17 protein-coding genes and 2 pseudogenes are annotated in these 20,911 nt (G+C 63.9%); 10 read left to right on the top strand and 9 right to left on the bottom strand.

Translation table 11 applies throughout. The annotated features are described in order from the left end of the window. Window position 1: 1 nt before the first annotated feature. From NVV79_RS11135 to NVV79_RS11125, 3 genes and pseudogenes are all read left to right on the top strand, one after another. A pseudogene (locus NVV79_RS11135) lies at window positions 2-1,379 on the top strand (aminotransferase). Between the two features lie 3 nt (window positions 1,380-1,382). Next, a complete protein-coding gene (locus tag NVV79_RS11130; protein WP_303989205.1) occupies window positions 1,383-2,054 on the top strand; it encodes an RraA family protein in 672 nt (223 codons plus the stop codon). Between the two features lie 13 nt (window positions 2,055-2,067). Then, entirely contained in the window at window positions 2,068-3,072 is a 1,005-nt protein-coding gene (locus NVV79_RS11125) for a phosphoglycerate dehydrogenase (RefSeq protein WP_303989203.1), read from the top strand. A gap of 85 nt (window positions 3,073-3,157) precedes the next feature. On the opposite strand, the gene NVV79_RS11120 is transcribed toward NVV79_RS11125, so the two are convergent. Together NVV79_RS11120 and NVV79_RS11115 are read right to left on the bottom strand one after the other, a co-directional pair. Beyond that, a complete protein-coding gene (locus NVV79_RS11120; protein WP_303989200.1) occupies window positions 3,158-3,928 on the bottom strand; it encodes a class II glutamine amidotransferase in 771 nt (256 codons plus the stop codon). A 1-nt stretch (window position 3,929) separates the two neighbouring features. Further along, a complete protein-coding gene (locus tag NVV79_RS11115) occupies window positions 3,930-4,640 on the bottom strand; it encodes an aspartate/glutamate racemase family protein (RefSeq protein ID WP_303989198.1) in 711 nt (236 codons plus the stop codon). A 159-nt stretch (window positions 4,641-4,799) separates the two neighbouring features. Between NVV79_RS11115 and NVV79_RS11110 the strand changes: the two genes are divergently transcribed. Both NVV79_RS11110 and NVV79_RS11105 read left to right on the top strand, forming a co-directional pair. Next, entirely contained in the window at window positions 4,800-5,264 is a 465-nt protein-coding gene (locus NVV79_RS11110) for an Lrp/AsnC family transcriptional regulator (RefSeq protein WP_303989195.1), read from the top strand. Window positions 5,265-5,271: 7 nt separating this feature from the next. Further along, a complete protein-coding gene (locus NVV79_RS11105; protein ID WP_303989193.1) occupies window positions 5,272-5,622 on the top strand; it encodes a hypothetical protein in 351 nt (116 codons plus the stop codon). Here the strand turns inward: NVV79_RS11105 and dxs are convergent. The 5 genes from dxs to NVV79_RS11080 all read right to left on the bottom strand — a co-directional run bounded on the left by dxs (window position 5,619) and on the right by NVV79_RS11080 (window position 12,919). Beyond that, window positions 5,619-7,550 carry a 1-deoxy-D-xylulose-5-phosphate synthase gene (gene dxs / locus NVV79_RS11100; RefSeq protein WP_303989190.1) on the bottom strand — a complete coding sequence of 644 codons (1,932 nt, stop codon included), beginning with the start codon at window positions 7,548-7,550 and terminating at the stop codon, window positions 5,619-5,621. The two genes, NVV79_RS11105 and dxs, sit on opposite strands and share 4 nt — an antisense overlap. 340 nt (window positions 7,551-7,890) lie before the next feature. Beyond that, a complete protein-coding gene (locus NVV79_RS11095; RefSeq protein WP_303990381.1) occupies window positions 7,891-9,504 on the bottom strand; it encodes a DUF882 domain-containing protein in 1,614 nt (537 codons plus the stop codon). A gap of 387 nt (window positions 9,505-9,891) precedes the next feature. Then, complete coding sequence (locus tag NVV79_RS11090) at window positions 9,892-11,454, bottom strand: murein L,D-transpeptidase (RefSeq protein WP_303990379.1); 1,563 nt, start codon at window positions 11,452-11,454, stop codon at window positions 9,892-9,894. 314 nt (window positions 11,455-11,768) lie between these two features. Continuing rightward, window positions 11,769-12,020, bottom strand: a complete 252-nt coding sequence (locus tag NVV79_RS11085) for a hypothetical protein (protein WP_303989187.1) — start codon at window positions 12,018-12,020, stop codon at window positions 11,769-11,771. A gap of 98 nt (window positions 12,021-12,118) precedes the next feature. Beyond that, a complete protein-coding gene (locus NVV79_RS11080; RefSeq protein ID WP_303989184.1) occupies window positions 12,119-12,919 on the bottom strand; it encodes an ABC transporter permease in 801 nt (266 codons plus the stop codon). Here NVV79_RS11080 and NVV79_RS11075 point away from each other — a divergent pair. Continuing rightward, entirely contained in the window at window positions 12,918-13,745 is an 828-nt protein-coding gene (locus tag NVV79_RS11075; protein ID WP_303989180.1) for a hypothetical protein, read from the top strand. The two genes, NVV79_RS11080 and NVV79_RS11075, sit on opposite strands and share 2 nt — an antisense overlap. On the opposite strand, the gene NVV79_RS11070 is transcribed toward NVV79_RS11075, so the two are convergent. Together NVV79_RS11070 and NVV79_RS11065 are read right to left on the bottom strand one after the other, a co-directional pair. Next, window positions 13,712-14,713: an ATP-binding cassette domain-containing protein gene (locus tag NVV79_RS11070; RefSeq protein ID WP_303989177.1), complete on the bottom strand. Its 1,002-nt coding sequence runs from the start codon at window positions 14,711-14,713 to the stop codon at window positions 13,712-13,714. The genes NVV79_RS11075 and NVV79_RS11070 overlap by 34 nt on opposite strands. Window positions 14,714-14,781: 68 nt before the next feature. Beyond that, window positions 14,782-16,266 (bottom strand): sigma-54 dependent transcriptional regulator, encoded by a 1,485-nt coding sequence (locus tag NVV79_RS11065; protein ID WP_303989174.1) that lies wholly within the window; start codon window positions 16,264-16,266, stop codon window positions 14,782-14,784. A gap of 203 nt (window positions 16,267-16,469) precedes the next feature. Between NVV79_RS11065 and NVV79_RS11060 the strand changes: the two genes are divergently transcribed. The 4 genes and pseudogenes from NVV79_RS11060 to NVV79_RS11045 form a co-directional block, all read left to right on the top strand. Continuing rightward, window positions 16,470-17,453: an ABC transporter substrate-binding protein gene (locus NVV79_RS11060; RefSeq protein WP_303989171.1), complete on the top strand. Its 984-nt coding sequence runs from the start codon at window positions 16,470-16,472 to the stop codon at window positions 17,451-17,453. A 79-nt stretch (window positions 17,454-17,532) separates the two neighbouring features. Beyond that, window positions 17,533-19,335: a M3 family oligoendopeptidase gene (locus tag NVV79_RS11055; protein ID WP_303989168.1), complete on the top strand. Its 1,803-nt coding sequence runs from the start codon at window positions 17,533-17,535 to the stop codon at window positions 19,333-19,335. 51 nt (window positions 19,336-19,386) lie between these two features. Continuing rightward, on the top strand, window positions 19,387-19,551 hold the full coding sequence (locus NVV79_RS11050) for an aa3-type cytochrome c oxidase subunit IV (RefSeq protein ID WP_303989165.1): 165 nt from the start codon (window positions 19,387-19,389) through the stop codon (window positions 19,549-19,551). A gap of 64 nt (window positions 19,552-19,615) precedes the next feature. Continuing rightward, window positions 19,616-20,863 (top strand): annotated as a pseudogene (locus NVV79_RS11045) (Re/Si-specific NAD(P)(+) transhydrogenase subunit alpha); the annotation flags it as partial. Window positions 20,864-20,911 lie beyond the last annotated feature (48 nt).

The raw sequence follows: 20,911 nt of genomic DNA, 5'->3' as shown, positions 1-20,911 counted from the left end.
GATGTCCAGCACTTTGAACTCACTTGCCAGCCGCGCCAAGGCCGCTGTTCTGCTCCCCTATTCCGATCCGCTGACCGAGGTGGATCCACTCGTCATGGAGCGTGGCGAGGGCATTCGGGTGTGGGATAGCGAAGGGCGCAGCTATATCGACGCGATGGCCGGTCTGTGGTGCGCCTCGCTGGGTTTCAACAACGAACGGCTGGCCCGCGCTGCCCATGATCAGATGGTGTCCCTGCCGTATTATCACGGGTTCACCGGCAAGGCGCATGTGCCGATGATCGAGCTGGCCGAGAAGCTGCTGGCAATGGCGCCGGTGCCGATGAGCAAGGTGTTCTTCGCCAATTCCGGTTCGGAGGCGAATGACACGGCAATCAAGCTGATCTGGTACTACAACAACGGTCGTGGCAAACCGGAAAAGAAGAAGATCATCGGCCGGCTTCGCGGCTATCACGGCATCACCCTGGCAACCACATCAGTGACCGGGCAAGTGGTAAACCACACCTCGTTTGACGTGCCGTTGAATGATCGTTTTTTGCATGTGCAGACCCCCGATTTTTATCACAACGGCCTAGGGGGAAAGCGAGGAAGACTATGCCTCGCGCTGTGCCGCCGAGCTGGAAGAACTGATCCTGCAGCAGGGACCCGACACGGTTGCGGCCATGTTCATGGAGCCCATTTTCGGTGGTGGCGGGCTGATCGTGCCGCCGCGCAGCTATTACGAAAAAATCCAGGCCGTGCTGCGCAAGTATGACGTGCTGGTGGTGGCCGACGAGGTGATCTGTGGCTTTGGTCGCACGGGCAATGTCTGGGGCTCGACTACCATGGGCATCCAGCCGGATTTGCTGACCTGCGCCAAGGCGCTGACTTCGGGCTATCTGCCGCTCAGCGCCTTGATGATCTCGCAGACCGTTGTCGACGGCATCGCCGCCGAGGCGCACCGGATCGGCGTTCTGGGACATGGCTTCACCTATTCCGGTCACCCGGTACCGGTTGCGGTGGCGCTGGAAACGCTGCGCATCTACGACGAAATGGACATCATCTCCCATGTGCGCACGGTTGGTGCGCACCTGTTCGAGCAACTCAATGCCCGGGTCGGGAGCCACCGGCTCGTCGGGCAGGTTCGTGGTGCGGGCTTGTTGGCCGGTTTTGAGATTGTCGCTGACAAGGCCAGCCACGGCAATTTCGCACCGGCGCGCAAGGTCGGCCCCACCATGGTCAATCTCTGCCAGAAGCAGGGTCTGATTGTCCGTGCCTGCCCCAACGATACCATCGTCATGTCGCCACCGCTCATCATCATCGAAAGCGAGGTTGATCAGGTGGTTGACAAGTTTGTCGTCGCGCTCGACGAGCTGGAAACGACGGCCGCAATCAAGGACTGATCCATGACCATACCATTGCGCATTCTGCCGTCCTTGCCGCCAGCGCCGGCAGAGCTGATCGAGGGCTTCCGGCAAATTCCGGTGGCCAATATCAGCGACAACATGAACCGGCTGTTTGCCGCCGGGGCAGCGCTACGGCCCTTCCATGACGGCACCGTGATGTGCGGCACGGCGCTCACCGTCCGTACACGGCCGGGTGACAATCTGCTGGTCCACAAGGCCCTGGACATGGCGCGGAAAGGCGATGTGATCGTCGTCGAGGCGGGGGGCGACCTCACCAACGCGATCATCGGCGAAATCATGCTGCGTTACGCCGCAAGCCGGGGTGTGGCGGGGTTCGTGATCGACGGGGCGATCCGCGATCTCGAGGCCGTGCAAGCAGGCAACCTGCCGGTATTTGCCGGCGGGGTCAGCCATCGTGGCCCCTACAAGGACGGTCCCGGCGAGATCAATGTGCCGGTGGCGATTGGGCAGACGGTGGTCGAACCGGGCAGCATCGTCGTTGGCGATGCCGATGGGGTAGTGGCCATTCCACCTGTGCTCGCCGAGGCGGTGCTCGTAGCGGCGCGGCGCCATAACGCCATGGAGCGCGATATCTTCAAGGCCATAGCCGATGACCGCTTCGACCGCAGTTGGGTGGATGCCACCCTGCGTTCGCGTGGTTTCATCGCATAGAAGGGAAACTGCCATGGCCGCCAAATGGCGTGTGCTGGTCACGACGCGGTTCTTCGATGACGAGGCCGTCGCGTGGCTGGAGGCGAATGACTGTATTGTGGAGCGGGCAGGGCTGCAGCCCGAACAGGCCGATGGCCATCTGGGGCCGGATGAGCTGGGTCCCATCCTGACGGAAACCGACGCCTGGATCGTCGGTGCAGCACGGGTTACGCGGGAGGTCTTGGCCCGGTCGCCGCGTCTCAAGATCATTGCCCGTCGCGGTGTCGGCTATGACCTAGTCGATATTGCTGCAGCCAAGGAACTGGGCAAGGTGGTCACCATCGCGCCCGGCGGGAACGAACCGGCGGTGGCCGATCACGCCATCGCGCTGATGCTCTCGGTTGGCATACGTAGCCCGCAGTATCAGGCCCGCATGAGGGAGGGGGACTGGCGCGCCGTTCCCGGCCTGGAACTCAACGGCAAAACCATCGGCCTGATCGGTTTTGGCCGCATCGGGCGACTGGTCGCGCATCGCCTGGCCGGCTTTGATGCGCGTATCCTGGTCCATGACCCGCTCCTCGACGCCGATACGGCGCGCCAGTTCGGGGTTGAGGCGGTCGGGCTGGACGCGTTGCTGGCCCAGTCCGATTTCATCAGCCTGCATGTGCCGGTCGGTGTGGCCACCCGCAATCTGATCGGCACAGCGCAACTGGCAATGATGAAACCCACCGCCATTCTGGTGAATACCGCCCGGGGTGCCCTGATTGACGAGCAGGCCCTGCTTGAGGCGCTGGATGCGGGCCAGCTCTGGGGTGCCGGGCTCGATGTCTTTGCCGGCGAGGCGGGTAGCGATCCACGGACCCTGGCGCTGGTACGCCATCCGCATGTGGTGGCGACGCCTCATATTGCGGGTAGCAGCCGCGAGGCTCTGGTTCGCACCAATCTCATTGCTGCCCGCTGCATCCACGATCTGCTGGAAGGGCGTGCGCCGTCGGTCGGACAGATTGTGGCAGATGGCCGTGAGCACGGTCGCGGTTAGTGGGCGATAGGCCTGAACGTTGCAGACTGCTGCAGCGCTAGCGGTCGGCTTTTTGCGTCGACGGCATCGGCCGGGATATCGGCGGTCAGGCCACCACGAAATCGTTGAACGACACATCGCCGTGGGCGGCGGTCATGACGCTGCCTGGTGGGACCGGGTGCCAGGTATCGCTGGTGTCGCCGAAGGGTTCGGAGGCGATGGCGATGCCGGTATCGAGCTGCCGCCAATAAAGCGAGGGCGGGTGGTCGTCGCTGGCCCAGCGGATGGCGATGAGGCTGTCGCCGTCGGCCAGGATGGTAGTGAAGCGCAAGGGCAGGGGAATCGCATTGGCGTGCATCATGCGGGTGCAGACGGCCAGCGTGCGGGCGAGGGCCGTGACCGGGTCGGCGTCGAGACCGTGGCCGAGGGCGGCGAGGAAGAGGGCTTCGCTGTCGCCATTGCCGCGGCGGCGGGCATAGAGATCGTCGGGGATCATGGCTTCGACGGAGCGGCGGATGCGCTCATAGCCGCCGATCTGGCCATTATGCATGAAGAGGTGCCGGCCGACGGCGAAGGGATGGCAATTGGCCATGGACACTTCGCCCGAGGTGGCCGAGCGCACATGGGCGAGAAACATGGGCGCCTCGACCTGATGGGAGAGCGAGGCCAGATTGGCATCGGACCAGGCCGGCAGAGTGCCGCGATAGACGCCCGGCTCGGCGCGGGCGCCATACCAGCCGACACCACAGCCATCGCCATTGACCAGGGTCTTGGCCTCGCGGGCGGCGAGGGACTGGCTGACCAGCGAGGAGGCGGGCTCGATCAGCAGCGTATCGAGAAAGACCGGTTCGCCGACATAGGCCAGGAAGCGGCACATTTCAGGCGGCGCGCTCCATGTCGTCGCTGAGGGCGAAACGGACGGCGGCATCGGCATGGATGGCCGTGGAATCGTAGCCCGGCAAAGGCAGGGTGTCGGGATCGACCAGCAGCGAGATTTCGGTGCAGCCGAGGATGACCGAGTCGATGCCCTGGCTGCGGGCCGCCTCAATGATGGCGAGGTAGCGGGCACGGGAGGCGTCGCGGACCTGGCCCTGGCAGAGTTCGTTGAAGATGACGTCATGCACCACGCCGCGATCCTCGTTTTGGGGGGTGACGACGTCCAGCCCGTGGCGGGCCATGCGCTCGGTATAGAAGCCGTGCTCCATGGTGTAGCGGGTGGCGAGCAGCAAGGGCTTGCGGCGACCATCGGCGCGCAGGGCGCGGGCGGTTTCATCGATGATGTCGATGAGGGGCACGCCGCTCATGGCGGCGACGGGATCGGCAACCAGATGCATGGTATTGGTGCAGATGAGCACGCAGGCGGCGCCTGAACGGGCCAGGCCGGCGCCGGCTTCGCCGAGCAGCTTTCCTGCATCGTCCCAGCGGCCGGCCTTCTGCAATTCGACGACATTGACGAAATCGAGCGAGCGCATGGCAATTTCGGCGGAATGGAGACCGCCGCGCTGGCGGCGCACTGCCTCGTTGATGAGGCGATAATAGGTGGCGGTGGATTCCCAGCTCATGCCGCCGATCAGGCCGATGGTCTTCATCAAGATTCTCCTGTGCTGAAGACCAGTGTGCTGCAAGTCGTATGCAAGCGGCGTGCGAAATTGTGTTTCGTGTGGTTTCTGGCTGCAATTCGGCGGCGCAGTTTTGGTTAGCCATGCGTCTGGATTGCGCGATGATAAAAAATCATGCAGAAATAACTCATGCTTGACGAGCGCGACCGCAAAATCCTCGACCTGATGCAGGCCAATGCCGAGATGGCGGTGAACGATGTCGCCGATGCGGTGGCGCTATCGGCATCGGCCTGTTCGCGGCGGATCGCGCGGCTGCGCGAGGAGGGCTATATCGCTCGCAGCGTGGCGGTGCTGGACCGCAGGAAGGTGGGGCTGCCGACGACGGTTTTCGTCATCGTGCGGACAGGCAAGCATGAGGCGGGGTGGCTGGACGAGTTCCACGCTGCGGTAAGCACCATTCCTGAAATCGTCGAGGTGCACCGGCTGACCGGCAATTTCGACTATATCCTCAAGCTCGTGCTGCCCAATGTGGAGCATTATGACGTGATCTATCGCCAGCTTGTCAGGCGGGTCGAGCTGTTCGACATGTCGGCCTATATCTCGATGGAGACGGTGAAGTTGGCGACGGGCGTGCCGACGCATTACGTGGAGTAGCGAGCCGATGTCGAAGACATATCTTGCCGTATCATACCTTATCGGCATCGCTTTCCTGGCCGGCGCTGCATGGCTTGCCTGGGAATGGCACTGGGCGATCAAGGTGCCGCTGCTGGCCTATCTGGCGCTGGCGACGATGGTGTTTCCCCTGGCGCGCCTGCCCGCAGACCTGGTGGTCCATTCGGTGGCCATGTGGTCGCCAGTGGAAATCTATGGGGTGATCGTCTGGCTGGCGCTGGCGGTCTTCTATTTCGTGGTCTGGGCGTTGGCCGTGCTGTTCGCACCGATCGGTGCGATCATGCATTTCGCGGCCCGGAAAGCACGGGCGGCCGATGCTCCAGCGGGCGAACAGCCCTAGCTGATCGCGCTCAGGGCCTTGGCCATGGCCGCCTCGTCGTAACCCAGCGTGGTGAGGGCGGTGGCGACGATGCCTGACCGGTCGAGGCCGGCATCGGCATACATGTCGGCCTGGCTGGCATGTTCGACGAAACGATCGGGGATCATCAGCGGGCGGAAGCGCAGCTTGCCGTCCAGCAGTCCGTTGCTGGCGAGGAAAGTGGCGACATGGCTGCCGAAGCCGCCGATGGAGCTCTCTTCGGTGGTCAGCAGTACGTCATGCGTAGCGGCCAGTTTGGCGATCAATTCCTCGTCGAGGGGCTTGAGGAAACGGGCATCTGCCACGGTAGGGTTGAGGCCCAGGGCGGCCAGCTTGTCGGCGGCGGCGAGGACTTCGCCCAGGCGCGTGCCGTAGCTGAGGATGGCGATAGTGGCGCCCTGCCTCACGATGCGGCCCTTGCCGATGGCGAGTTTTTCGCCGCGGGCGGGCATGTCGACGCCCATGCCGTCGCCGCGCGGATAGCGGAAGGCGATGGGGCCGTCGTCGTAGGCGGCAGCGGTGGCCACCATGTGGCGCAGTTCGGCCTCGTCCGATGCGGCCATCTGCACGATGCCGGGAATGGCGCCAAGATAGGCGGCGTCGTAATTGCCAGCATGGGTGGGGCCGTCGGCGCCGACATAGCCGGCGCGGTCGATGGCGAAGCGCACCGGCAGGTGCTGGATGGCCACGTCATGCACGACCTGGTCATAGGCGCGCTGCAGGAAGGTCGAATAGATGGCGCAGAAGGGGCGCATGCCCTCGCTGGCCATGCCGGCCGCGAAGGTCACGGCATGCTGTTCGGCAATGCCGACATCGAAGATGCGTGTGGGGTGGATTTCGGCGAATTTGTCGAGGCCGGTGCCCGAGGGCATGGCGGCCGTGATGGCGACGATGCGCGGATCGTCATTGGCTTCCTGGATCAGCGTTTCGGCGAAGACGGACGTGTAGGACGGCGCGTTGGAGGCGGGCTTGGCCTGGGCGCCGGTGATGACGTTGAACTTGGAAACGCCGTGATATTTGTCGGCGGAATGCTCGGCGGGGGCGTAGCCCTTGCCCTTCTGGGTGACCAGATGGACGAGGATCGGGCCTTCGGCGGCATCGCGGACATTGTCGAGAATGGGCAGCAGGTTTTCCAGATCGTGCCCGTCGACCGGGCCGACATAATAGAAGCCCAGCTCCTCGAACAGCGTGCCGCCGGTGAAGAAGGAGCGCGCGAATTCCTCGGTTTTTCTTGCTGGTTCATGCAGGAAAGAGGGCAGCTTGCTGACGACATTCTTGGCCGCCTCGCGGGTGCCGCGATAGACGGGGCCAGAGACGAGGCGGGCGAGATAGGTGCGCAGTGCGCCGGTGGGCGGGGCGATGGACATGTCATTGTCGTTGAGGACGACGATGAGGCGGGCATCCATGGCGCCGGCATTGTTCATGGCCTCATAGGCCATGCCGGCCGACATGGCGCCATCGCCGATGACGGCGACGACATTGCACGGCTTGTCCTGCAACTGGCTGGCAACGGCCATGCCGAGGCCAGCGGAAATCGAGGTGGAGGAATGGCCGGCGCCGAAGGGATCGTATTCGCTCTCGGCGCGGCGGGTGAAGCCGGAAAGGCCATGCTTCTGGCGCAGGGTGCGGATGCGGTCGCGGCGGCCGGTCAGGATCTTGTGGGGATAGGCCTGGTGGCCGACATCCCAGATGATGCGATCATGCGGGGTGTCGAAGACGGCATGGAGCGCGACGGTGAGTTCCACCACGCCGAGGCCCGCGCCGAGATGGCCGCCGGTGACCGAGACGGCGTCGATCATCTCCGCGCGCAGCTCGTCAGCCAGTTGCCGCAGGTTTTCGCGCGGCATGGCGCGCAGATCGGCAGGCGACTGGACAGTATCGAGCAGGGGCGTGGAGAGCTTGTCGGCCAAGCGAGCGGTCCTTTGCCAAACGGCGGGGAGCGGAAGCCGCCCCATTTCTACTATGTTGCGCCTCCGAACCGGAAAACCGCTAACGCACTTTTCCTGGAAGCGCTTCTATCAATTCTTTAGGCCGCAGGCCTGTGGTTTGCAACAATACCACCTGCGCCAAACTGCGGCAGGGGAGTGCTAGGAGTGCAAGGGGACTGAATTGAGGCGGGTGTTCAGTCGCCTCATGGTGAGCTTGTCGAACCATGGGGCGTGGCACGACAGCTCCACTCATCCGACCTCGTGGTTCGCCCTTCGGCAGGCTCAGGAGGCTCACCATGAGGTCTCAGGGATATGCGGCTCGTCAGTTCGAAGCCAGGGCCACGGGGCGGGCGGTGACGAAGCGGGTGTGGGACAGGCCGGTGGGGAAGTCGCCGACGCCCATGACGGTGACGTAGCGGCCCATTTCGGCGGTGGGGTCGAAATCGGCCTCGTCGTGATCCCAGACGTTGGCGAAGTGGGACGAGGTCATCGCCGCGGGGGTGATGAAGACTTCGGCAATATGCTCGAGATCGGGGGCGATCAGGTCGGGACTGCGCATGGCGCCGGGTTCGGGACGCCTGGCGATATGCTCGGCCAAAGCGGCGGCGACGGGCTCATTCTGCTGGGCGGCGCCAAAGGTGCCGCTGAACAGGCCCACCAGATCGCCACCGAGTGAGGCGGTGCGCAGGCCAGTGGCCGCGGTGAGCGGGGGCAGGATGGCGGGGCGCGCGGCCGGTGTTTGCGGCGTTACCATGGCCGTGGTTTCGCGCTGGATGATCATTTCGAGGGCGCGCTGCGCCTCGGGGTCCGGCGCAGTCGCGGGCAGATAGGCGGTCATGGTTGCCGGCTGGTCGGTCATGATGAGCCGCGGCTGCGGCACCGGCGCGGTCAGGGCGGCCAGCGCAGTGACGGCGTCGTTGGCGGGCAGGGCGGCGGCAGTTGCCAGTTGCAAGGCCTCGGATTTCTGGACCGGCAGGGGGGCAATATCGGCCGTCGCCAGTTCGGATGGATCGAGCGGGGCGCTGCCCTCGGTCGAGAAGGGAATGGCGCCCATGGCCGGGGCGGCCGCGACATCGACCGAAGCGGCCGCGCCGCCCAGCGAGGCGGGGCGCAGTGCCGGGACGGGCGCGACCTGCGGAGTGGCGGGCTGCGGCGCGACGGCGGCGACCTGCATCGGGGCGGGTGCGGCGGCGCTGGCGGAAGGCTGATTGCCATTGCCGCCGAAGAACAGGTCCATCAGCGTGCGGCCGCTGCCGCCGCTTTCGGCAACCTGGGTGCCCGACGAGGAGCTGCCATTGCACGGATAGGCGTGGCATTTCTTCCACTCGGCCAGGGCGATCTGATAGCCCTCCTGCGACAGCGGCTTGCCATCGGTGGGGACGTGCATGGTCTTGCCGTCGGGGAAGATTTCCTTGAGCTGGGCGCGGGTCATGCGCGGCCAGGCGCGGACCGAGCCGGTATCGAGGTGAACGAACGGGCTGCCCGAAGTGGGGTAGTAGCCGACGCCGCCGACCTGCTTTTTCATCGCGGTGGCGCGGAGCCGGGCCAGGGGCACGCCGGGAATGAAGAAATCCATCGCCGTGCCGCGCATATGCTGGGAATTGTCGGCGACGCCGGAGGATGTGGCGGCGAGCATGGCGTTGGTGGCGGGCGAGCGATAGGCCGAGACCACGTTGACCGGCTGGCTGGCGCCGACCTCCTGGTAGACTTCCCAGATCAGGTCGAACAGGCGCGGGTCCATCTTGGCGGGCTCGTTGCGGCGCCAGTCGCGCAGGAACTGATTGAGCTCGTTGAGGCCCGACTGGACATATTGCCCGTTGCGCTTGAAGACGATGCGGGCCGTCTCCTTGGTGTGGGTGTAATAGAGATAGAGCGCGCGCTCGGAGGCGGCCGCGGCCGGCACGATGGCCTGCGGCAGGATAACGGTGATGCTCATAAGGGCGGCAACGAAAAGCCGCACGATATGGTGCCGTATCAAAAGGTAAGTCCCCGTCACGCCAAACTCTGCCCGGTAATTGCCAGTTGTCGTCGGACGTTAGCGCGAAAAATCGTCGAATTGATTAACGCTAACGAGATCACAACCACATGGAGCCGGACCCCTCACGCATATGTTATTACGGGCAAAAGCGGGCGCAACCAAGGCGAAATTGTAAACGTGACGTTAAGGGGGCGCTGGCCCGATGCCTTGGGTATCCATGGTGTCATTCCGGCGCAGGCCGGAATCCAGCCTGAGATGACTGGGCCTGCCGTAGCGCGGAAAGATGTCAGGATGGACCCGGCCTTCGCCGGGGTGACATCGGAAGGTGTGGAGACGTGTGCCCCGTCAGGGGGACAGTTCGTCCACGACGGGTTCGGCGTCGGCGATGATTTCGCGGGCGAGTGCGGGCTTGTCGAGGCCCATGGCCGATATCAGCTTGGCATTGTGGCCATAGACGTCGCCGAAGGAGCGCAGCGCGCCGTCGGCTTCGACGCGGATGGTGAAATAGGCGATGTGGACCGGGATCTGGTGTTCCGGATTCACCCAGCGTTCGGAGGGGCCGAACATGGCTTCGAGCGAGGCGCGCGAGATATTGGGCTCGTTGGCCATCAGCGCCTCGGCGAATTCCATCGGGTTCTGCACGCGCACGCAGCCATGGCTATAGGCGCGGAAGGACCGGGCGAACAGCGACTTGGACGGCGTGTCGTGGAGATAGACGTCGTGCTTGTTGGGGAACAGGAACTTGATCTGCCCAAGGGCATTGCCCGGACCGGGGCGCTGGCGCACGCGGAACGGGAAATTGGAGGTGGAGACCTGGGTCCAGTCGACCTGCCAGGGGCTGACCGGCGTGCCGTTATAGAGCAGGTCCATATTCTGGTTGTCGATATAGCCGGGATTGCGCAGCACGGCGGGCGCAACCTCGCCCTTGATGATGGATGACGGCACGTTCCAATAGGGGTTCACCACGATGTGGCGGATATTGTCCGAGAAGATCGGCGTCTGGTTCTTGGTGGTGCCGACGACGACGCGGGTGGTGTATTCCTCGCGCCCGTCCCTGACGATGGACAGGCGGAATTCGGGAATGTTGACCATGACATTGAATTTGCCGAGTTCGCGCGGCATCCAGCGCCAGCGCTCCATATTGGCAAGGATATCGGCACGGGTGACCGGCACGCCACCATTGAGCGCGGCCAGGGTGGCCGGGCCCATGACACCGTCGACATCGAGATCGAGCGTGGCCTGGAAAGCCTTGATCGCATCGACCAGCACATCGTCATAGACGAGGCCATCGGTGGCCGGCACGTCGAGGCGGGCACGCAGCAGGGGGACGCGCGGATCGCTCATGCCGGGGCGCAGGGTGGGGCCCTCGGCGATGGGCGTCGGCCGCTCCAAGCTGGCATCGTCGAACGTGGCGAGCGCGGCCTTGAGCGCCAGGAATTCGGGATGGGTCGGCTCGAGCGCGGTCAGGACGGCGACCGGATCGGCACTGGTGGCGAGTTGGACCAGCAGGGACGCGGTATCGAGCGGCTTGGGCGCAATGTCGAGATTCTGGCTGACCGATTGCGGCTTGATGCGGCCATTGTAGATATGGTCGGCATAGCGCAAAGCGGCGCCGGAAAAGGCGGTTTCGAGCGCGGCCATCTTGATCGGATCGCCCTTGGCGCCGGCCGGGTCGAGATCGGGCGTCAGGTAATCTGAGGGGCGCAGGCCTTCGCTGGCGGCATTTTCGAAGAGCTTGAGGATTTTACGGGCGGGTTCGGAGAACACCACCTCGCCATTGGCGGCTTCGTCGAGCCAGATGGGTTCAAAATGACGGCTGCCATAGAAGAAATAGAGCTTCTGGGCTTCGTTGTAGGCGGCGCTGTCACGCGAGGCGCTGTAATAGACGGCGCCGAGGCCGGATTTGATGGTCTGGGCCAGGGGGTCTGGGGCGGCGCGATGATGACCGGGCCGGCAGCAAGACCGGCGACATCCTGCGCCAGGGCGGGCAATGCGCTACCAGCGCCGAGAAGGGCGGCGACCAGGCAGACCAGGATCTTGTTCATCTGAGCTCCATGCACGGCAACGCTGTAGCGGCCTCTCCACCACGTCAATTGCACCAGACTCGGCGGGCCGCACCGCACTAAAATGCAATACTCTGCAAACCTTAACGGGAGCAATCGCTCGCAAAGTTGTGAGCAGATTTTGTGGTGTGGCTGCAACGGCCGGATTGCTCCGGGTGATCAGAAAAAGCGGGAGCGGGGGATGGTCAGCCAGGGGAGGAGGCGGAAGGGGCGGGTGCGATAGATGACGCGGACGCCATGGGCATCGGGTTCGAAGCGGGATGTGCCGATGACGGGAATGCGGACCTCGTCGCGGCGGACCGAATTACCGACGCGATAGGCGATGCGCACGACGAGCGTGTCGTGTTCATGTTCCAGATCGACCTGCTTGTGCATCTGCGGGTCGATCCTGAACTGATAGCTGGATTGCATGGGGCCCCTCCCACGGAATGGCGCGCAAGATCGGTCGGGTCCGCAGCGATCACAATTGGGACAAGTCCCATAAGGGAAAATGCGTAGTTCCGGGCGATCTAGCCGCCGGCGCCCTGGTAGCGGCTGAGCGCGTAGCGCCAGTGGGCGATGGCGATCAGGACGAGGACAGGGCCGGCCAGCAGGGCGACAGGCGCGGCGAAATCGCCGAGCAGCGGCACGGGCTTGCCGAGCAGCACGGCCACCGGCACGGCGCTGATATAGGCCAGCGGCACCACAGTCAGCATCACGACCTGAATGCCTGATGGAAAGATGTTGAGGGGATAGCGCGTCAGTTCCCAGAAGCCGAAGAAGATGGAGAACAGGTGGTTGGAGCGCACCCAGATCAGGGCGGTGGCGCCGATCATGGTGATGACTGATCCGGTGACCATGGTGGCGCTCAACAGGCTGAAGACGAAGAAGAGCGCGGTGCCGACCGACCAGTTCACCTGCGCGGCGATGAGCGCCCAGACCAGCACGGGAATGGCCAGGATGATGTGGCCGGCATAGCCGATATTGAGGCCGGAAAAGATCAGGTAGGCCCAGGTGTTGATGGGCTTGGTGAGCAGGGTGTCGATAGTGCCCAGGCGCACCAGTTCCTCGAGGTCGCGCAATTGGGTGAAGCTCACCGAGGCGCCCATGGCATAGGCGAGGAGCTGGAAGGAAAACAGCAAAGCCAGTTCGGGCCAGTTCCAGCCGCCGAGCAACTGGAACTTCTGCAGCAGGATCCAGATGGTTAGGAGCACTGCGCCATAGGAAACGATCTGCGCCAGCCGGTCGAGCCAGAAGGCGCCGCGATATTCCATCTGCGACTTGACGAACATCTGGACCAGCAATGGCAGGATGGAGAGGCGATGCAGCATGGTCAGCCCCCTGCACGGTGATGCGGGAAGAGGCGCGATGCCAGAGCATGGCCAGCGCCGCAGCGAGCAGGGCGGTCCAGACGAGGCCGAGGCCGAAATAGAGCAGGGTCTGGCCGACATCCAGACGGCCCAGCCAGACCGCCGAGGGATAGTAAACCAGCCAGGCCAAAGGCTGGTGGCTGGCAATGGCGCCAAATGGTTCGGGGAAGAACCAGAAGGGCACGAGCAAGCCGGACAGCAGGGCAATCAGGCTTTGCAGCAACCATTCCAGCGAGAAGACGGTCATCAGCCAGAAAGCCAGCACGCCGAAAATGGCGGCGCAGAAGAAGTGGATGAGGAAGGCCAGCGCACAGAAGGGCAGGAACATCACGGCGTGAAACAGGCTGGCCGGCGGCTGCATGCCATAGATCAGCGCCACGACTACTATGGTGGGAATGACGGCGAGCAGGAACGTGTAGGCCGACATGCCGGCTTCCACCGCCAGCAGGTAAAGCGGGTAGTGGACCGGCTTGAGCAGCCAGACCGCGACATCGCCGGTATTGAGGGCCGTGCCGACGGCTCGCACGATGCGGTCATAGCGCGTGGCGCCCATGACCACGCCACCCAGCAAGGCATAGGTGATCATGTCGGTGATGCTGATGCCGTCGACCGAGGTGACACCGGCATAGACGGCGAGCCAGATGGCGACGCGGGCAAAGACCTGCACCAGCTTGCCGAAAATATTGGCCCAGACCTCGTTGCGATAGGCGAGGCTGGTGAGGAAGCCGCTGCGGGCAAAGGCGGCATAGGCGGTCATGAGACGGCCGCGGCCGCATTGCGGCGCTGATAGAAGGTGCGGATCACCTCCTCGATGTCGGGCTCGTGCAGGGCGACATCCTTGAGGCCGCGATCGCCGCCGACTTCGCCCAGGACCTGCACCAGCGACACGTCCTCGCGCTCGAGCAGGTAATGCTTGCGCAGGCCTTCATCCGATGTGAGCGTGGCGGTCGACAGCGGGAGCGGGCCGGGATCGGCGGAAAATTCTAGGGTCAGGCGGCGGGCCGAGCCGAGCGCGGCGCGCAGGCGGCGCAGTTCGCCATCGAAGATCAGCCGGCTGTGATCGACCATGATCAGGCGCGGGCAGATGGTCTCGATATCCTGCAGGTCATGGGTGGTGAGGATAATGGTGACGCCGCGCTCGCGGTTGATCTCGGCAAGGAATTTGCGCACCGCATCCTTGGCGACGACATCGAGGCCGATGGTCGGTTCGTCGAGGAACAGGATCTTGGGATCATGCAGCAGCGACATGACGATCTCGGCCCGCATGCGCTGGCCGAGGCTGAGCTGGCGGACGGCACGGTCGAGGAAGGGCGTCAGATCGAGCAGGGTGCTGAAGCGCTTGAGATTGTCGGCGTAGCGGGCTTCGGGAATGTCGTAGATGCGCTGGTGCAGGGTGAAGCTGTCGATGACGGGCAGATCCCACCAGAGCTGGCTGCGCTGGCCGAAGACGACGCCGATCTCGCGCGCATTGGCCATGCGCTCGAGATGCGGTGTGCGGCCGAGCACGGAGAGCGTGCCGGCTGACGGCACCAGGATGCCGGTCATCATCTTGATCATGGTGGATTTCCCGGCGCCATTGGGGCCGAGATAGCCGACGGCTTCGCCGGCAGCGATATCGAAGCCGATATCGGAAACGGCGGAGACTTCGGTATATTCCGATGTCACCAGCGTCTGGAAGGCGCCCAGCAGGCCGGGAAACCTCTTGTGTTGCCGGAAGCGCTTGGAAACGCCCCGAGCCTCGATCAACGCTGTCATGACTGAGCTCCTGCCCCGGGCCGAACAGTAGCCGATTCGTCAGCGATGGCAGATGGATGACGGGGCGCTCAGGCCGCGTCGTTGATCAGTTCCTCGGCGAGGCCATATTCGTGCAGCTTGCGGTAAAGCGTGGAGCGGCCGATCTTGAGGGCTCTCGCGACGCGCGACATGCGGCCGCCGTGATGGGCGATGGCGAAGACGATGGCGGCGCGCTCGATTTCGGCAAGAGCGGCGACTTCGCCTGTCGGGGCGAGGAAGCGATCGGGGGCGGGCGTTGCTTCCACCATGGTGCGCTGGCGGGCCGGTGCGGTGTCGATATGAACGGGACCGGCAGGGACCGGAACCTGTTCGATGGCCTTGATGGCGCTCTCGCGGCCGGCCGATTGGGCGACGATCTGTGGGAAATCGACGGATTCGAGGAAGGCGCCGTCGGTGAGGACGATGGCGCGATAGACGGCGTTTTCGAGCTGGCGGACATTGCCCGGCCAGTCATAGGCCATGAGCAGGTCGAGGGCAGTAGGCGAGATTCCGAGCACGCGTTTGCCGGCCTCGGCCGAGAAGCGGGCGATGAACATGGTGACCAAAGCCGGCACGTCTTCCATGCGCTCGCGCAGAGGCGGGACATAGATGGGGAAGACGTTGAGACGATAGTAGAGGTCTTCGCGGAATTCGCCGGATTTGGCGAGGTTGAGCAGGCGGCGATTGGTGGCGGAGATGACGCGGACATTGACGCGTTCGGGCTTGCTCGCCCCGACCGGCTCGATCTCGCCTTCCTGCAGGGCGCGCAGGAGCTTGACCTGGGTGTCGGGCGGCAATTCGCCGACCTCGTCAAGGAACAGCGTGCCGTTATGGGCTTCGGCGAACTTGCCGGGCTGGTCAGCGATAGCGCCGGTAAAGGCACCCTTCTTGTGACCGAAGAGGACGGACTCGACGAGATTGGGCGGGATGGCGCCGCAATTGACCGTGACGAAAGGCTTGCCGGCGCGATCGCCCGAGCCCTGGATGATGCGGGCGACGAGTTCCTTGCCGACGCCGGTTTCGCCTTCGATCAGCACGGGAATGGTGGATTTGCCGGCCTTGGCGCAGAGGGTCAGCACGCGGCCCATGGCGGGAGCCTTGGCGATCATGTCGTTGACCGTGAAGGTGCCGGTGCGGCGGGCGCGTTCGGAGCGGATGGCGGCTTCGAGCGCATCGAGCTTCATGGCATTGCGCAGCGAGATGACGAGGCGCTCGGGGGCGACGGGCTTGACGAAATAGTCGGCGGCGCCGTTGCGCATGGCCGAGATGACGGTTTCGAGCGAGGCATTGGCGGTCTGGATGATGACCGGGGTGGTGAGGCCTTCGCGGCGCATGGCATCCATCACGCCCATGCCGTCGAGATCGGGCATGATCAGATCGAGGATCATGGCGCCGATATTGCGGTCTTCGCGCAGGATGGACAGCGCCTGTTCGCCGCCAGTGGCGGTCAGCGGCTTGAAGCCGGCGCGGTTGGCGACCTCGGCGGTGAGACGCAACTGAACCGGATCATCATCCACAATGAGAACACGCGTCATGCCAACTCCGGTCTTTTTGCTGCGGCATCGAATCGTGTGCCGTTTTGGGAGAAGGATGCCGGGGGGGGTGTTAAGGGGGAATTAATCATAAGGAATTGGCGGCAGGAAAGCTGGCGGCGGATATAACTTGATACGGTGGATCATATTATATATCGGCATCGAGACGGGAGCTGGAGGCAGCGCCACCATTGATGGAGAATTCGATGTCATTGCTTCGCCGAATGACCGTATTGATCGCCGTGCTGGGAAGCATGGGGGGCGCAATCGCCCAGGAGTTTCCGCAGGTCTTCGAGCACCGGTTCGGATCGACCACGCTGGAGACCAGGCCGGAGCGCGTGGTCACGCTGACATTCAGCGGTCAGGACCATTATCTCGCAGTGGGCGTCACGCCGGTCGGCACGCGCGACTGGTATGGCGATTTTCCGTTCGCCGCCTGGCCGTGGGCGCAGGACGCGCTGGGCGACGGCCAGCCGGTGCTGTTCAAGGACATTGTCTATGAGCAGATTGCGGCGCTGGAGCCCGATGTCATCGAGGGGATCGGCTCGGGCATGACGCAGGAACAGTATACGGAGCTGTCCAAGATCGCGCCGACCATCGCAGCCGAAGCGCAATATACCGATTACAGCACGCCCTGGGCCGTGCGGGCGCGCACGATCGGCCGCATTGTCGGGGAGGCGGACAAGGCCGATGCCATCGTTTCGGCACTGGAGCAGCGCTTTGCCGATGTGGCGGCCAGCCATCCCGACTGGGCCGGTATGGAAGCGGCGGTGGCATTCAACGTCACCGAGTTCGGCGTCTATCACTCTATCGACACGCGGGCGCAGATTCTCGGCCAGCTCGGCTTCAAGACGCCGGCGGCGATCGACGCGGCAGGCGAACCCGATGCATTCTGGGTGCCGCTGTCGGAAGAGCAGATGGCATTGCTGGACACCGACCTGGTGGTATGGATCGTCGGGGCGGGCGACCCGGCCAGGATCGCTGATATGCCGATGCGCGACCACCTGGACGCGGCCCGGCAGGGCCGCGAGGTGGTGGCGGATTTCCCGCTTTCGGGCGCGTTCTCCTTCGCGACGCCGCTGAGCCTCAACTATATGCTCGACCGGCTGGTGCCGCTGATCGAAGTGGCGGTGGACGGCGATCCCGCCACCGTGGTGGAGACGAGTCGCGAGGCGGGCCTGCTGGACTGACGAATTGACAGGATCGTCCTTCACAGGGCGATCCCCACTGGCTAAGGTCCGCCGCACTTGACCAGCCGGAGACTCGCCGATGACCGCCACTGCCCAGAAAGGCCATAACCAGCTCGGCAATCTGCCGGTATGGGATCTCGACGATCTCTACCCCGGCAAGGACAGCCCGGAATTCAAGGCGGGACTGGACGAGGCCAGGGCGCTCGCGACGAAGTTCGAGGCGGACTACAAGGGCAAGCTGGTCGACCTGACCAGGGCCGGCAAGCTGATCGAAGCGATCAAGGACAGCGAGACGCTGGGCGACCTGAGCGGCCGCATTGGCTCGTTTGCCTTCCTGCAATATGCGCAGAAATCGACCGACCCGGACCGTGCCAAGTTCATGGGCGACACCAATGAGGCGCTGACCAACCTGTCCACCAAAGTGCTGTTCTTCGAACTGGAGCTGAACCGGATCGAGGATGCGGACCTGGAAGCAGCCTTCGCCAAGGATGCCGAGCTGGCGCGCTATCGCACCTGGTTTGCCGAATTGCGCAAGGCCAAGTCCTATCAGCTCGACGACAAGCTGGAGGAACTGTTCCACGACAAGTCGGTGACATCATATTCGGCCTGGAACCGGCTGTTCGACGAGACGCTGTCGAGCCTCGAATTCGAGGTGGATGGCGAGACGCTCAATATGGAATCGACGCTGCATCTGCTCAGCGAAAAGGATGAGAAGAAACGCGAAAGCGCCTTTAGGGCATTGGGCAAGACGCTGGCCGAGAATAGCCGGCTCTTCACCCACATCACCAATGTGCTGGCCAAGGACAAGGAAATCTCGGACCGCTGGCGTGGCTATGAGGACATTGCCGATTCCAGGCACATGGCCAATTCGGTGGAGCGCGAAGTGGTCGATGCGCTGCAGAAGGCGGTGGAAGAGGCCTATCCGCGGCTCAGCCATCGCTACTACAAGATGAAGGCCAAGTGGTTCGGCAAGGACAAGCTCAATGCCTGGGACCGCAATGCGCCGCTGCCGACCAGCGACGAGCGGACCTGGGACTGGGACAGCGCGGTTTCGACCGTGATGGAGGCTTATGGCAAGTTCTCGCCCAAGCTGGCGGAAGTGGCCGCGCCCTTCTTCCACTCCGGCTGGATCGATGCACCGACCGGGGATGGCAAGCTGTCGGGCGCCTTTGCGCATCCGACCGTGCCGAGCGCCCATCCCTATCTCATGCTCAACTATCTCGGGCGGTCGCGCGATATCATGACGCTGGCGCATGAGCTGGGCCATGGCGTGCATCAGCGGCTGGCGGCCGACCAGGGGCCGATCCTGGCCAATACGCCGTTGACGCTGGCCGAAACCGCGAGCGTGTTCGGGGAGATGCTGACCTTCCGGCACCTGCTCAACAATACCACCGACCCCAAGCAGCGCTTCGCCCTGTTGTCGAGCAAGGTGGAGGATATGCTCAATACCGTGGTGCGGCAGATTGCCTTTTACTCGTTCGAGCGGCGGGTGCACACGGCGCGCCGGCACGGGGAGCTCAGGACCGAGGAAATCAACCAGATCTGGCTCGATGTGCAGAAGGAATCGCTGGGCGACGCCATCATTGCCAATGAGGGCTATGACATCTTCTGGGCCTATATTCCCCACTTCATCCACTCGCCCTTCTATGTCTATGCCTATGCCTTCGGCGACTGCCTTGTGAACTCGCTCTACGCACAGTATGAGAAGTCCAGTGAGGGCTTTGCGGAGCGCTATTTCGAGCTGCTCAAGGCCGGCGGGAGCAAGCACCATTCCGAACTGCTGAAGCCGTTCGGGCTGGACGCCAAGGACCCGCAATTCTGGTCGCTGGGTCTGTCGATGATCGAAGGGTTGATTGACGAACTGGAAGCGACCGCTCCCTGAGGCCGACTTTCGGCTGACAGACTTTGTGCGAATGGACTTATTGAGGACGACATGGCCAAAACCCGCCCCGAACATCATTCCGAGCTACAGGTTGAATCGCCGATGGATTACGCCCAGCACGAGGCGACCTACAATGGCTTCCTGACTGCGATCAAGTGGACGATCATCGTTGCGGCGGTATCGACGATCATCCTCTATTTCCTCGTCAATCCCTGATCGCGCAGCGCATACAGGCAGCTAAATCGAGCCTGTCCGTCGGGCAGGCGGGCAGGAGACTTTCATGAAAATTGCGATCGTCCGCGAGCGTTTCGAAGGAGAGAACCGCGTTGCGGCAACTCCCGAAACGGTGGGCAAGCTGATTGCGCTGGGCGCCAGCGTTGCGGTGGAGAAAGGCGCGGGCCTGGGCTCGCGCATTCTCGACAAGGATTATTCCGAAGCCGGCGCGACCATTGCGGCCAGTGCCGATGCGGCGCTCAAGGGCGCCGATGTGGTGCTGACGGTGCGCCGCCCGACGGCGGCCTCGCTCGGTGGCGTCGCCAAGGGCGCATTGGTGATCGGCGCGCTCGACCCCTATGGCAATGACAAGGATGTGGCTGCTCTGGCCAAGGCCGGGGTCACTGCCGTTTCCATGGAATTCATGCCGCGCATCACGCGTGCGCAGGTGATGGATATCCTCTCCTCGCAGGCAAACCTGGCCGGTTATCAGGGCGTCGTCGAAGCGGCGGCCGAATTCGACCGCGCGCTGCCGATGATGATGACGGCGGCCGGCACGGTGCGTCCCGCCAAGGCGTTCGTCATGGGCGCGGGCGTGGCGGGGCTGCAGGCTATCGCGACGGCCAAGCGTCTGGGCGCGGTGGTGTCTGCCACCGACGTGCGGCCGGCTGCCAAGGAACAGGTCGAGTCGCTGGGCGGCAAGTTCATCGCCGTCGAGGACGAGGAATTCAGGCAGGCGGAAACCGCCGGCGGCTATGCCAAGCAGATGAGCGCGGAATACCAGGCCAAGCAGGCCGAACTGACCGCCACCCATATTGCCAAGCAGGACATCGTCATCACCACCGCGCTGATCCCGGGGCGTCCGGCGCCGCGGCTGATCACCAAGGCGATGGTGGAATCGATGGCGCCGGGTTCTGTCATCGTCGATCTCGCCGCCGAGCGCGGCGGCAATGTCGAATTGACCGTGCCGGGCAAGGTGATCGAGCATAACGGCGTCAAGATCATCGGTTATACCAATGTGCAGGGTCGCATCCCGACCACCGCCAGCCAGCTCTATGCGCGCAACCTGCTCGCCTTCCTCACCACGCTGATCGACGCCAAGGAAAAGAAGCTCGCCATCAACTGGGATGACGAGCTGGTCAAGGCGACCGTGCTGACGCGCGACGGCAAGGTGGTGCATCCGAACTTCGCGGCGCCCGCTCCGGCGGAAGCCAAGCTGGCTGCCGTAGCCAAACCTGCGCCCAAGGCGCCGGCCAAGATTGTCGAAGCCAAGCCGGCTCCGGCCAAGACCGGGACGACTGGCAAGGCCGCACCGGCCAAGAAGCCGGCGTCCAAGAAGGCCGTGGCCCCCGCCATGGCCGAT

Origin of the sequence: Devosia ginsengisoli (assembly GCF_024707105.1) — a bacterium.
In the GTDB taxonomy this organism is placed as follows: domain Bacteria; phylum Pseudomonadota; class Alphaproteobacteria; order Rhizobiales; family Devosiaceae; genus Devosia; species Devosia ginsengisoli_A.
The sequence above is the reverse complement of the archived record's forward strand: the minus strand, read 5'-3'. Positions and strand labels throughout refer to the sequence as shown.